Source organism: Delftia sp. Cs1-4 (genome assembly GCF_000214395.1).
In the GTDB taxonomy this organism is placed as follows: domain Bacteria; phylum Pseudomonadota; class Gammaproteobacteria; order Burkholderiales; family Burkholderiaceae_C; genus Comamonas; species Comamonas acidovorans.
This window is the reverse complement of the sequence record NC_015563.1, coordinates 3,574,447-3,587,755: the sequence shown is the minus strand read 5'-3', so window position 1 is coordinate 3,587,755 and position 13,309 is coordinate 3,574,447. Positions and strand designations below refer to the sequence as shown.

At 57.1% G+C, this 13,309-nt stretch carries 10 protein-coding genes and 1 pseudogene; 5 read left to right on the top strand and 6 right to left on the bottom strand.

Annotated elements, in window-relative coordinates; genetic code table 11:
• Positions 1 to 92 precede the first annotated feature (92 nt).
• Genes DELCS14_RS31265 through DELCS14_RS31255 form a run of 4 tightly spaced genes read left to right on the top strand, consistent with a single transcriptional unit; the run spans position 93 to position 1,980 of the window.
• On the top strand, positions 93 to 524 hold the full coding sequence (locus DELCS14_RS31265; RefSeq protein ID WP_013802534.1) for a hypothetical protein: 432 nt from the start codon (positions 93 to 95) through the stop codon (positions 522 to 524).
• 51 nt (positions 525 to 575) lie between these two features.
• Positions 576 to 1,046 (top strand): hypothetical protein, encoded by a 471-nt coding sequence (locus DELCS14_RS31260; protein WP_013802533.1) that lies wholly within the window; start codon positions 576 to 578, stop codon positions 1,044 to 1,046.
• Positions 1,021 to 1,260 carry a hypothetical protein gene (locus DELCS14_RS15715; RefSeq protein ID WP_228676760.1) on the top strand — a complete coding sequence of 80 codons (240 nt, stop codon included), beginning with the start codon at positions 1,021 to 1,023 and terminating at the stop codon, positions 1,258 to 1,260. The genes DELCS14_RS31260 and DELCS14_RS15715 overlap by 26 nt, the downstream gene beginning before the upstream one ends.
• 60 nt (positions 1,261 to 1,320) lie before the next feature.
• A complete protein-coding gene (locus DELCS14_RS31255) occupies positions 1,321 to 1,980 on the top strand; it encodes a DUF4043 family protein (protein ID WP_013802531.1) in 660 nt (219 codons plus the stop codon).
• Positions 1,981 to 2,193: 213 nt separating this feature from the next.
• On the opposite strand, the gene DELCS14_RS30615 is transcribed toward DELCS14_RS31255, so the two are convergent.
• Positions 2,194 to 5,316: a phospholipase D-like domain-containing protein gene (locus DELCS14_RS30615; RefSeq protein ID WP_013802530.1), complete on the bottom strand. Its 3,123-nt coding sequence runs from the start codon at positions 5,314 to 5,316 to the stop codon at positions 2,194 to 2,196.
• A gap of 998 nt (positions 5,317 to 6,314) precedes the next feature.
• Positions 6,315 to 6,598, bottom strand: a pseudogene (locus tag DELCS14_RS29535) (H-NS family nucleoid-associated regulatory protein).
• Positions 6,599 to 6,794: 196 nt separating this feature from the next.
• Here DELCS14_RS29535 and DELCS14_RS15705 point away from each other — a divergent pair.
• On the top strand, positions 6,795 to 8,102 hold the full coding sequence (locus tag DELCS14_RS15705; RefSeq protein ID WP_013802529.1) for an HD domain-containing phosphohydrolase: 1,308 nt from the start codon (positions 6,795 to 6,797) through the stop codon (positions 8,100 to 8,102).
• 624 nt (positions 8,103 to 8,726) lie between these two features.
• On the opposite strand, the gene DELCS14_RS15700 is transcribed toward DELCS14_RS15705, so the two are convergent.
• From DELCS14_RS15700 to DELCS14_RS15685, 4 genes are all read right to left on the bottom strand, one after another.
• The gene (locus tag DELCS14_RS15700; protein ID WP_013802528.1) at positions 8,727 to 9,416 is read right to left on the bottom strand and encodes an ANTAR domain-containing protein; all 690 of its coding nucleotides are present in this window, start codon (positions 9,414 to 9,416) and stop codon (positions 8,727 to 8,729) included.
• Positions 9,417 to 9,418: 2 nt separating this feature from the next.
• Positions 9,419 to 10,567: a transporter substrate-binding domain-containing protein gene (locus DELCS14_RS15695; protein WP_013802527.1), complete on the bottom strand. Its 1,149-nt coding sequence runs from the start codon at positions 10,565 to 10,567 to the stop codon at positions 9,419 to 9,421.
• Positions 10,568 to 10,647: 80 nt separating this feature from the next.
• The gene (locus DELCS14_RS15690) at positions 10,648 to 12,378 is read right to left on the bottom strand and encodes a VWA domain-containing protein (protein ID WP_013802526.1); all 1,731 of its coding nucleotides are present in this window, start codon (positions 12,376 to 12,378) and stop codon (positions 10,648 to 10,650) included.
• 12 nt (positions 12,379 to 12,390) lie between these two features.
• Entirely contained in the window at positions 12,391 to 13,248 is an 858-nt protein-coding gene (locus DELCS14_RS15685) for a CbbQ/NirQ/NorQ/GpvN family protein (RefSeq protein WP_013802525.1), read from the bottom strand.
• Positions 13,249 to 13,309: the final 61 nt, after the last annotated feature.

Sequence of the window (13,309 nt, the reverse complement as noted above, 5' to 3'; positions counted from 1 at the left end):
GGTAAGGATGGTTGCCGGCGGATTTTTCACGATGTTCCCCACTCGTACCAAGCCTGCCAACCTGCCGTGATTCAAACCACGTAAGGACGCACATGAGCTTGAACGACGACAACCTGCGCCTCCTGTCCGACGCCGAGCGTGAGGCCATGGAAGCCGACGACAACGACTACGACCCCGAGGAAGACAACGCTGCAGCGCTGGCTGCCCTGGGTCGCGGCCCCCTCGATGCGCAAGAGGAAGAAGAGGGCGACGACGACGCGGCTGACGCGGGCAAGGGCAAGCCCGAGCCCAGCACGCCCACCGAGCCCACTGAAACCACCGCTGCGCCCGCTGCAGCGCCCGCAGAACCCACCGATGCCACGCAGCCGACCGACGCACCGGCACCGAATCCGCAGACTGCGCAGCAGGCCGGCGGCTACCATGCAGAGCTGCCCGCCGACTACGACGCCCAAGTGAAGGCCAACAAGGATGCCGTGGCCGCCGCCCGCGCCAAGTTCAACGAGGGCGAGCTGGAGCAGACCTAACTGGACGCGGAACTGGACCGCCTGCAGGACGAGCGCGACCAGCTGCGCGACATGAAGACGCGCGCCACGGTGTCGGCCGAGATGCAGCAGCAGTCCACGCACCAGGCCTGGACGGCCACCATCAACGGCTTCTTCGAGGAAGCGGCCAAGAGCGCAGAACTGGGCATCGTGGACTACCGCAAGGACGCGGCCAAGCAGGCAGACCTGGATGCCATGGTGCGCGCGCTGGGCGCGGCGCCCGGAAACGAGCACAAGCCCATGCGCTGGTTCCTGGAGGAAGGGCACCGCTGCGTGGTGGCCCTGCATGGCATTGCCACGACAAAGAAGCCGGCGGACGTGCGGCGCAAGCCTGACGCCTCGGCCGTGGTCACCAACCTGGCCGACGTGCCCGGCGGCGCGGGCGATGCCGATCCCGTGAGCGACGAGTTCGCCGAGCTGGACAAGCTGGAGGGCCTTGCCTATGAGCGCGCGCTGGCCGCCATGTCCGAGGAAAAGCGTGATCGCTACAACCGCCTGGGCTGACACCGCCGGCATGCCGCCCACTTCCTCTACCCCCGACGCGCGCCGCATCTTCGTTGAGCTGCGCATGGGCGATGTGTTGGAGGTGGGCGGCGCCCGCATCCAGCTGGAATACAAGAAGGGGCAGGCCGCGCGAATGGTCGTTCTGGCAGCCCCTGAAACCACCGTCAAAAAGACACCGGCCGCGCTGCGGCCCGTACCAAGCCTGCCATCTTGAGGGCTGGAACATTTTTCAACTGGGGCGCTGGAGTGCTCGCTACCACACAGGAGCACTCCTATGGGCAAAACAGTGGTGGGCGTGAACAGCCCCCGCGCCGTCAAGCGCTTTTCCGGCAACCTGGCACTCGATGTGTCGCAGGCCTCGTACTTCGGCAAGCGTTTCGCGGCCGTGGGCCAGGGCGCCAAGACCCCTCTCCAACTGCTGACGGATCTGGAATCCGAAGCCGGCGACCTGATCAGCTATGACCTGCTGGCCGAGCTGCGCGTGGCGCCTGTCGAAGGCGACGATGTGCTGGAAGGCAAGGAAGAAGGCCAGCGCTTCTACACCGATGAGCTGTACATCGACCAGGCGCGTGCCGGCGTCAACACGGGCGGCCGCATGTCGCGCAACACACGCGGCGCCAACGGCCAGAGCAACGCCTACTACGAGAACCTCAAGCGGATCAACATCAGCGAGAACGAGTTCAAAGCCCGGGTACGGCGGGGCGAGGACGCCGATTCGGTTCTGGCTGATGTACCTCTGGCCAGGGCTCATGGCGCAGCGAAAGCGCTGGACAAGAAGATCTCTGACCTCCGCAAGTTCCGCCGGACGGTGCAGGCTGGGGATTCCCCTGACAAGCGCGACCAAATCAAGGCCATCAATCTGGAAATTGAGCTGTCAATGCGACAGTTGAACCGGGGCGTTCAGAATATGCTTAGTTATGTACGTAAGGAGTAATAAAAAGCAAACGATCGATTTTTTACTGCTGCTACCTACTCGTAAATATCTTTCTCAGTAAAACATTCGGATTGTGATCTAAAAGATGTCTTTTACTTGATAAATATTTTGGAGTTTACATCGTAGTTTTTCGAGCTGGTATCTATTGATAATGAATAGATCTTTGATATTGGTATTATTTATTGATTGCGATGGAGAAAATTATCTAAAACTTCATACTTCACGAAGTTTGAGCTTTGTGACGTAAAGGAGACGCTGTAGCTTCGGAAAATTATCCTTATATTCTCGGTAGCTTTTATAAATGACTAGCTCAATTTCAGTGTTTGATATATGTTGTATACGCAGAGATAGGACTGGTTGAATAACTTCTTGCGCATTATTGCGGACATTATTGGCTAATTCATACTTTTTCAGAGCCATCAATTGCACTAGTTCTCCATTGTCATCAGTGACGGAGTTCTTGATGGGGTTTCCGTAAGTGGAAAATAGTTGCGCAATATCTGTGAAAATGGTATCGAGTTTGAGGTATGTCTTGTCCTTCCATACCATAGGAGGGAGTGTTTCGCGAGAAATTGCTGTTGATGTTGAAGCTGCGGTTGATAAGATGTTTTTATCAAAAGTGAGCTTGTTTAGGGATAGTGATTTACCTTTGATTTGTATGGGCTGCGCCGTTGAGGTGGATTGTTCGGATTTAATCGAAATGCCGAACAATGAACTAATCCAAGGGGAATTGCTCTGGTTCAGTAGCCATGGGTGGCTCTTGATCTCTCCATCAAACATTTGTTTGATGAATTTATAACATTTTTGATATAAAGGTAAAGCGTCGGGTTCGAGTTTTAGGTAGCAGCCAACTTCATCCTTTCTGAAGGTTAGTAGCGGCGATTTGGGCGCCTGCATGATACCGAGTAAATACCCTATGGTGAAATGATGTGCTGTATTGACATTTAATGCATTTATTAGATCACTGTAAGTCTTGAATCTAGAATTTGATGGTATGGAATTGACCACTTTTCGAAGTATTAGCGCGTAAATCTTGTCTCGTTCACTGGCTTTGTTTTTTAACTTTACGAGTGTTGAAATTCCATGATTTTTTAAGGCGTTAGTTTCAGATGTCTGGCTTGGTAACCAATAGTGAAATAATTTTTTTGCCCAGACCTGTGTCTCGAGATAGTGCTTTGTGGTTGGGAATGCAGCAAGTTTAATATGATTTAGACGAAGAAAAATGCTGTCTGTCCCGTAGTGGATGAGAGTAAAGAGGTTAAGTCGGGTTTCTCTTGATGCAAATAGCAATTTATTGATCACGTCTGGATCTATCCCAGTGTTTGAAAGCAAACGGAGAATGCTTCTCCTACTCATCGGTAACTGTTGAAGATCAAAGTGCTCGTAAATGTACTCACAGATCAGTGCGTACGCATCGTCGGCTTGCGAATGTGTTATACGCTTGACACGCTTTGCTGTTAATTGAAGCTTGTCGGTCTCATCGAGTAGAGGTAAATGCAACGGCTTTGGTGAAATCGTAAGGTCTCTCAGTGTTGTTGATTTCTCGATTATCTGCCGCGTATTCGGATATTCGTGAAGATGCGTATTATCGAGAAGATCGTGATATATTCTCAACTTGTTCTTATAGCTCGTCTGCATGACCGCAAAGGGACTGCGCAGAAGAGTGTAGGTGCCAGAAATTAATAGTTTAATCTCAGATGGTCTTAGTTTTGATACGTCCATCAAATCAATGACTAAACTATCCATTTTCGATTCTATGATCTCGCCCTTTGTGACATAGAGCCACGCTAAATGAGCGAAAACCTTGTCAAACTGTGCTAATCGCTCCACTTTGGTATCAGATGGCGTTTCTTGTCCGTCCGGAATTTGGTTTATGGTGACGGCCTCAACCACTAGGGTATCTCTCTTTGAGTACTTTTGGCCGGTGGAGCCTGGGGCTGATTGCTTCCCCAGAGCACGCTGTCTCGCTAGGTCCACCTCGTATGCACCAATTCGTGCACTCCAGCTCCTATACGCGAGCTTCAGCAGTTTCAGGCGTTGACTCCAGTTCGCGGTAGGGATGAGGCGCAGGCCGCCAGTGGTATGAACGAAGCCAGCGTGCACCATGCCTGACACAACCTTTTTGAAGACTGCAGGGGGCGTGCTCTGGCGGACTTGATCGCTCGACCACTGTGTAGGTCCGTTGAAAGATAGAGTGTCTAAAATCCGTGAAACTAGGCGATCCATGGGCTCCAGAGCACGTTGCAGTTCAGCTTCTTTACTTTGGATAAAGCGACCGTTGATGTATACCAGTCTATGGACAGCATCTTCGGAAAATATGGATCTGGGATGTGAAGCACACCATTCAAGCAAGGCTAGGTAGGTTTCACGCATCCGCAAGCCCCTAGCTAGACTGCGCATTGCAGTATGGGCTTGGATGAAAGTAAAACCAGTGTCAGCATTCCTATCAACGAAGAATTTTATCTCGCTCTCGATGTCGAATGCTGGCGGTGCTGCCATGTGTGGCCAAGCGGGTGCCAGTTGTGGAGCGTCAGAATGAACCCGGATGTTCAGTGCCGGGGCGGGTATGGACGGTGCAATTGCATGGGAGGGGACCAAAACTATATTATGAACAACAGGTGTTTTGTCATATTGAATTGGCTCTGTGGATTTATTAGGTTTGGCTGGTATCAGCAGTTCGGCCGCGAGGGGGGGAAATGCACGCGTTGTCTTTGTGTCTTGCATTTCCCGGCGTAGTTTAATAGAGATGGGCTTGTGACCGAGAACATTTACAAGACGTGCACGTACACGACGGGCGGTGGAGTCTATCTGAGCTGGGCGTGTAGAAGTGTTTAGTATGGACTGATTGGTAATGCTGTTGAGTTCGGCTATCAACTTCACCACGCTGTGCAGCGGGGGAGGAGATGTCTGCAGCCAGATTGCATCGAACCAATCATGAATCTCCTGGACTTGCAGAAGATCAGTTAACAGGACTCCGAATTCTGTGCGACGCAGCACCCCTGCATGGGTAAGGTTAGCGGAGCCCGTATATGCGGCTACACCGCTGAGCACGGTCTTGGCATGGATGGCGGGGTAGTGGTGTATAAGGCCATCATGTTTTGCAAGGAAGTCGTAGACCAAATCTCGCTCGCGTCTAGGTGTCGCTGAAAGCCACTCAAGTACATCTGACACCAAACGCCAAGAGCGGGCCATATGAATTATTCGCTGTAGGTACTCGAGGCTGATGTAAGGGCTAACGATCTTTACGTCCTGATCTCTGATGACCTGCACGATGGCACGATCAAAGGGCGATTCTTGATCCTGCGTATCAGGAGCGTGGTAAAGCAGCCTTGACATAATTTCCTGTGTTGCTGGTGTGTGTGCCTATTGTGCTATATCAAATCCGCGGGTATGCCTCTGCAGCCGAGAAAATCGGCGAATGTTGAGTCATCGATTTGCACGCTGCTTGAGTGAGCTGTCTGTTCAAGAGTGCTACTTCCACTCCACGACTCAGCTTGCGTACATGTGGCTTTCGCCACAAGTCCTGAGGCCAAGGCGCTCGCATCGCAGAGGCTGCCCAGGGTGGGCTGACAATGTGAAGTGCAGCATTGATGATGAGGCGCCGCGCTATGACAAAAACCTGCCCAAAGTAGGCTGAAATTGGGTAAAAAAGGCATGATTTCGAAAACAACAGAAGCGTGGCTATCGGTGCAAGTGGTTGATGTGGAAGGATTTTTTTCTTGTGTCTTTTTCGGTGGATCGGACTTTTAATCCGTTGGTCGCAGCTTGATGAGCAGGTAGTACTCCCCGATTGGGCGATACGCCTTTCTGCTCAAAGGCTTCAGAGCTTGGCAGGTCTGCCCCCTCATCGGTCGGTACATTCAGACCGCCGGATCTACGCACAACTAGAAGCGCAACTGAGCGAGCAATGCTGCATAGTTGCTACAGAAGGGTGAGAATATTCCCCTAAGTTGCTGTCAGATGATGATTTTTTTTTAAATCAATCCAGTCCATCATGGGCGCAACGGACATGCGCCACATGCTGGCAGGTGCTTGATTTTCTACGTTTGTCATTGATCTGATTGGGGTTTTTTGCTCCGTCGTCGTTGCCTGACTCTTCGCCATCCAACCCCGTTTTCCTTTTTGTTCAACTCTGAGCACTCAATGGGAATCATCACCGCACACAAGCGGGCAGGCGGCTCGCTGGCTGACCTCCAGGCCTCCAAGCTCACTGTCCAGTTCGGAAGGGTCAATCTCCAAAGAAAAAGCCCCTGGCGCGCACGCACCCCGGGGGCTTGAGGCGCCGCCTAGACTTGGCGCGCACCTCCTTGCTTGGTGTATCGGCTGCACGCCGCCTAACTTTTGGCCTTTTCGATCAGGAATTGCCTGTCGTTCTTGCCGTTGATCCAGTTCGGCGGCTTGCTGCGGCCGATCCGGGTAGCACCTGTCTCGGGGGGGCGCGGAATCTGGGCATGGCCACGAAGCTCTTCGCCTTGGAGCCGCTGGCAGGGAACACGTTCTGCTCGGTCAACTGGCAGTCTTGAATCAGGGCGCGAACCTCTTCCACCGCACCGGCCTTTTCTGTTTCCATCATTTCCGCGATGCGTGCATCCGGCTCGGCCTTCCAAGCCAGTGGCATCACTGACGCAAAAATCATCCATTGCGCGAGGCTGCTTGCTGTAACTGCTTGTAATTTAATGAGAAGACTTAAATGAATTTGATCTTCAATTGCGTGATGCTAGTAAATAATTACTATCTTCGCCAATGCCTTTCGATGTCATATTCTTGAGACTCATCGATCGACGCATCGAATAATGCAATTGGAGGCATGCCAAATGAATGCAGAAGAGAAACAAGAATCATTTGCACAGCAATCGCGGTTGCAGGCGTTGTTGATTGACCCGGAGGTGGAGGACTTTGCAGGGTTAAACCTGTTGCTTGGTCAGGCTGGATATGATCTGCGGATGGCAGCAAGCTCGCCAGAAGCATTGGCGGAGTTTTCTGGTGGACGAATTGACTTGTTGATATGCAATACGCATGTGCTTGACAAGGATGGCGGACAGTGGTTGGAGAGCCTTGTTGGACAGTTTCCTGACCTGTTTGTGATTTTTCTTTCGGAATACGGCAGAACTGTGATTCCGAAAGGCATTGGTCGTTTGATGGGTTTGTACCGTCACATAGTAAAACCTTGGAATAGTGAGCAATTTTTGGATGCTATTGATCAATTAAACGATCAGAAAATCACACGCCATGAGAATATCCGTCTGGATCAGAAAAATAAAGCGCTGACGAAGGAGCTGGCAGAATTAAATGCAACTGTTGAGCTTACTGCCCATGAGCATGACGACGAACTGTTGGAGGCGCATAGGAAGCTTAAGAAGAATTTCGTCGCAGCTATCCGGATGTTTTCCAATCTTCTTGAGTGGCGGGGTGGGCTGCTTGCAGGGCATTCTAGACGCGTTGCGGACCTGACCCGCCGAACCGCAAATATTATGCAGCTAAGCGAAGAAGATCAGCAGAATTCTTTTGTTGCTGCGCTCATTCATGATATTGCCCATATTACTCTTGCCGACGGGATGTTGAACAAGCCCGTCCCAAGCTTGAGTCATGAAGAGCTGGAAAAATATAGGAATCACAGCAGCTTGGGAGAACAGTTGCTTCTGCCGATAGACGATGCGCACCCGGTCGCTACTCTCGTCAGGTCCCACCATGAGCGATTCGACGGGGTAGGTTTCCCTGATGGCCTGAAAGGGAAGGATATTCCAATAGGAGCTCGGATAATAGCGGTTGCTGATTTTTACGATGACCTGATGATAGGGCATTTAAGCAGCAAGCCCCTAAATTGTGCAGAGGCAAGAACCCTCATTTCGCATGGTAGAGGAACACAATTTGATCCAGAGGTTGTCGATGCTTTCTTGCAGATTTTGATACAGGCAACCCCCGTTGCCGACCCAGCCCCACTTTATGTTCCCTGTTCGGAGCTCAGGCCAGGAATGATATTGGCTCAAGACTTCGTATCGAGGGAAGGTTTGGTATTGCTTACGGCAGGTCGAGTTTTGACGACAGACTTGATACGCAGAATGCAATTGCGTGTTGATCTTGGCCGGAAATTGCCGATTCGTGCCATGGCCTCGGCTGTTTGATGATTTTTGAGATTTTGTAATTGTTTTGGTATTGATTTGATCAAGTTGTTAATGGTTTTCGCTCTCTGCTCGTCTTGAAGAACTTCAGCAGAATTTCACCGTTGGATGTAATTGCTTGTTTTTCTGATATGTCAGCTATATGTGAAGGTGGTACTTCTGTGGAATATAGTTTGCTGTTGCTTATTCTGTATAAAATTCTCGTGTCTCCGACTATGAATTCATCTCCTTCAATCAGTCCTATATACCGGCCATTTTTGGTATAGGCTTTCCACCATCCGCCTTCTATCATTTTATGCCTCGCGATACTATGGTTTATTGTTGACGCCCAACACGTCAATGCTTAAGTATGAAATGCTAATCTGAGAGTCGTCCGATTTTGCAATAGATGCAAAATTTGACAAAGTAATTGATTTTGATAATCCATTATCAGATTCTCATCGAACGAGAGTGACATTCACATATGTGGGCGGTTTGGTGGGTAACTATTGATCAAAGTATTTCACAAGCCCTGCGTGCTCCGCATCGGGAGCCATTTTTTCTTCACACGCTGCATGCGTTCAAAAAAGAGGACCCTGGTTCACCGGGGTCAAGCCATGGCTGTTGGCGGCAGGAGTCCTGCGTGATTTACCCGCCCACGCCCTTGCCCAGCGACAGTATTTCGCTCGCATGGACGATGGCCTGGGCAATCTCCTCCACCGAGCTGCGCCGGCTCATGGCCTGGGCGCGGATCATTTCGTAGGCCTGGTCTTCGTTGATGTGGTGGGTCTGCATGAGGATGGCCTTGGCTTCGGCCACGCGGCGCTGGCCCAGCAGCTTGGCCTGGAGCTTGGCGATGCGCTGCTGCTGCTGGCGTGATTCCTTGTGGTTTCTGCGCGCCAGCACCAATGTGGACAGCAGGCCGAAGGAGCGGATGGGCGAGGGCAGGATGGCTTGCACCTGCAGCTCCAGCACGGCGGAGACGATGGTGGGGTTCTCGTAGTTGACCACGGCGATGGCGGTGGGCGGGCTCTCTCCCTCGCCCTGGGTCCAGGCGTAGTTCAACTGCAGGTGATCGGGGCGCACGGCCAGGAAGACCACGTCCGTGCCCTCGGGCAGGCTGGGCTGGGGCGGCCAGATGGCCTGGACCTGGCAGCCTATGCGCTGCAGCTGCTGGGCCAGCAGGCGGCCGTCCGCGTCGTCGGGGTGGACGACGGCAATGCGCAGCTGGCGCAGTTCCTTCAGTTGGGGCGAGGTGGCACGCAGCAGCGGCTTTCTTTCCAGCAGTGGCCGGCCTGTGGCAGCGCTGCCGGTGTCCTTGTTGGGGGCGGCATCCACGCTCAGTTCTCCAGGGCACCGAGGCTGGCGGTCCAGTCGCCCAGGGAGTGGGTGACCAGGTAGGGGTCGGGCGAGACGGCCCGGGTGGCCTGGCGCACGATGGTGAAGCCGCCCTGTGCATTGGCGCGGCCCACGCGCGGGTGCAGCCAGGTGTGGTGGTTGTCGGGATCCAGCCGGATGCGGCCCTGGGGTGCGTCGAATTCGCTGCCCAGCAGATGGGGCAGCAGCTCGCCTATGCGGTCACTGCCGGCCTGGCGGAAGGCGTTGGCGAACAGGTGCATCTGAAAGTAGGCGGCCTCCCAGCACAGGTTGGGCCGGCAGTCGTCGCCCAGGCGCTGGCGTAGCCGGGCCAGGCAGCGCGCATTGGCCGGCGAATCGATGGACTGGAAGTAGGGCGCGGCCGTGAAGTGGCCGGCCGCCACATCGGCGCCCATCTGGGCGATCTCGGCCTCGGAGGTGGTGAGGCTGGCAATCGGCATGGTCTGCGGGTTGAAACCCGCATCGGCATAGGCGCGGTAGAGGCTGGCGGTGGAGTCGCCGACCACGGTGGAGAAGATGAAGTCCGGCTGCCTGGCGCGGATGTCCTGCATGATGGCCGCGTAGTCGCGCTCGGTGGCGTCCAGCGGCAGGTAGTGTTCGCCCAGCTTGTCGCTGCCCGGGTGCTGCATGACCAGTTCGCCCATGATGCGGTTGGACTCATAGGGGTAGATGTAGTCCGATCCGATGAGGTAGACCCGCGCGCCGAAGCTGCTGGTCATGTAGTCGGCCAGTTGCACGCTGTTCTGGTTGGGCGCGGCGCCCGTGTAGATGACATTGCCCGAGAACTCGAAGCCTTCGTAGAGCGTGGGATAGAACAGCAGCTTGTTCCATTTCTCGACGATGGGGATGACGGCCTTGCGGCTGCTGGACATGTAGCAGCCGAAGATGACGTTGATGCCGTCGCGCACGATGAGCTGCTCGGCCAGGGCCGCATAGCGGGCCGGCGTGGAGGCCGGGTCGTAGCGCACTGCGACCAGTTCACGCCCCAGCAGGCCGCCCGCCTCGTTGATTTCGTCGATGGCCAGCTGCGCGCCCTGCAGCTGGGACTGGCCGATGGTCGATGTGGTGCCGGTGGCCGAGTAAAGAATGCCGACTCTGACGGGGTCGTTCATGGGTTCCTTCTGTGCCAAGTGCTGGCGTGCGTTCTTTGCAGGCTTCAGGTTAATCGAGATTTCCGTGGCGCTTGCCGTGGTCAGCGGCCGGCTGCGAGCCTTGCGCCCATCTGGGACAGCCGCCTTGGCAGATGCCGTGCGTCGTCGGCAATGCCGTAGTTGCGCCCGCCAAAGATATGGCGCACATAGCCGTCTGCCTGGCTGTCCACGGCCAGGCAACTGATGCGTATGCCTGCGGCGCGGGCCTGCTGCACGGCATGGCGCGCGTCTTCGATCAGGTAGCGATCGTCATGCACGTCGATGTCGGCGGGTGCGCCGTCGGTGATCACCAGCAGATGGCGCTGGCCAGCAGGCTCCGCTGCCAGCAGGCTGCTGGCGTGGCGCAGGGCTGCGCCCAGGCGGGTGGAATGGCGGCCCTGCAGTGCCTGCAACCGGGTGGCCGCTGCTGCGGCAAAGGGTTGGCCGAAGTCCAGCAGGCGCAGGTAGCGGACTTCGGCGCGCGTGTTGGACGAGAAGGCGTGGATGGCCAGGCGGTCCACGCCGGTCCTGTGGCCTGCGCGCGATTCGGCCAGCATGAGGGCCGCCTGTTTCTCCAGCTCCAGCAGGCTGGCGCCTTGGGGGCCGGGCGTGTTGACCGATTCGGAAGCGTCCATCAGCACCAGCAGGCTGGTGGGGCGCGGGCCTTTGCCGGCCCGCATGAAAAGGCGAGGTTCCGGTCGCAGGTTCAGGCGGCGGTCCACCTGGACCTCGATGGCGGCATTGAAGTCCAGGTCGTCGCCTTCCCACTGGCGGCGCAGGCGCTGGCGCCGGTCCAGCTGGCGTGCGGGTGGCAGCGGCAGGGGCGGCAGTGTCTGTCTGCCGGCCTGGGAGCCTTTCCCGGCCAAAGCCTCGGCCTGCCATGCGGGCAGGGTGTCGATGACGGTGCACCAGTCCGTCTTCAGGCGCTCCGACCTGCGGTCCCATTCGGGATAGCTGTGGCGCGACAGTTCCAGGCCTAGGTCCAGCGACTGGCCTTCCTGTGCATCGGACTGCTGTCCGGCGCCGGCCGATGGAGGAGGGGCCGCGCGCGCAGCGGACTGCTGCAGCGCGAGTGTGTCTTCCTCGCCCTGGGGCGAGTCCGGATGCTGCCAGAGATAGCTATTGTCATCACGGTAGATGCTGGGCACGGCATGGTGCTGCGGGTCCATGCGCACGCGCATCTGTCCCAGGTCGTTGGCCAGGATGGACGCAATGGCCCGGAATGCGGCGTAGTCCTCCAGCCCGTGGCGCGTGGCGGTGTTCTCGAAGAGGTCGCGGGCCTTGTGGATCCAGTGGTTGCCGTCCATGCGCTCTGGCCACAGCAGCATGCGGTCCAGCCGGGCCATGAAGGCGGCAAAGCCCAGGTCGGATGGGTCGGGCTCGGGCGCGATGCAGGCCTCGAACCAGCGGCGCACGCCGGGGTGCTGCAGGCACAGCAGCCGTTCCACGCGCGCATCTTCCAGTGCGGCCACCACGGCCTGGCCCATGGGCTTGAGGGCGCTGCTGTCCTGGCCTGCCGGTGAAAAGCGCAGATGGGCTGCGGCATGGGCCATCGTTGCTGCGTGCAGGTGTGCCTGAATGGGCAAGTTGGCGGGAATCAGCAGCCGGGCAGGCTGGCTGATCAGCACGGCGCGCGGAGGCAGGGCGTGGGCCTGGCCCGGCGCCGGGGCACTGGCCGGCGCCCTGGCCAGCGCCTGCACGGCGACAGGCCGGCGCGCCAGGCCGCTGGCCAGCAGGCCCAGCGTGTGCAGCAGGCGGGACTCTTCGGGCAAGGCAACGGAGATGATGGCCATGGCGCGCGGCCCTCAGGCGCCGAACTCTGCTTCGACCAGCTGGCGCAGCGCAGCGGCGGTGTCGGGGTCGTCGGTCAGGGCGCTGGTGATGGTCATGTCGCAGCTGTCATGCACCGGCATGCCGTCGCGCATCAGCAGGCCCGCGTAGATCAGCATGCGGGTGGAGGCGCCTTCGTCCAGGCCCCGGTGGCGCAGTTCGCGCGTGCTGCGCGCCAGACTGACCAGGCTGCGAGCGGTGGCCGGGGCAATGCCGGTCTCGTGGGCCACGATGTCCGCCTCGATCTCGGGCGCCGGATAGTCGAAGTCCAGCGCCGCGAAGCGCTGGCGGGTCGATGGCTTCATGTCCTTGGCGCTGCTCTGGTAGCCGGGGTTGTAGGAAACCACCAGCTGGAAGTCGGGGTGCGCGTGGACCACCTCGCCCTTCTTGTCCAGCGGCAGGGTGCGGCGCGCGTCGGTCAGCGGGTGGATGACGACCGTGGTGTCCTGGCGGGCCTCCACCACTTCGTCCAGGTAGCAGATGCCGCCGTGGCGCACGGCCAGGGTCAGCGGGCCGTCGTGCCAGGCCGTGCCGGCGGCATCCAGCAGGTAGCGGCCCACCAGGTCGGAGGCCGTCATGTCCTCGTTGCAGGCCAGCGTGACCAGGGGGCGCTTGAGCGCCCACGCCATGTACTCCACAAAGCGCGTCTTGCCGCAGCCCGTGGGGCCCTTGAGGATGAGCGGCATGCGGTGCTGGTAGGCCTGGCGGTAGAGCTGGACCTCGCGGCCCGAGGGGCGGTAGAAGGGCTCTTCCTCGATGCGGTAGGCCGCCAGCGGGTCGGCGGCCTGGCTGGCGGGAGCGGGCACCGGGCCTGTGGTTGTTGTCGTGCTCATCTTCACTCTTCACCTTTCCGTGTTCATGGGCGGGCCTGCCCCCAGGCCTGCAGACTCGGAG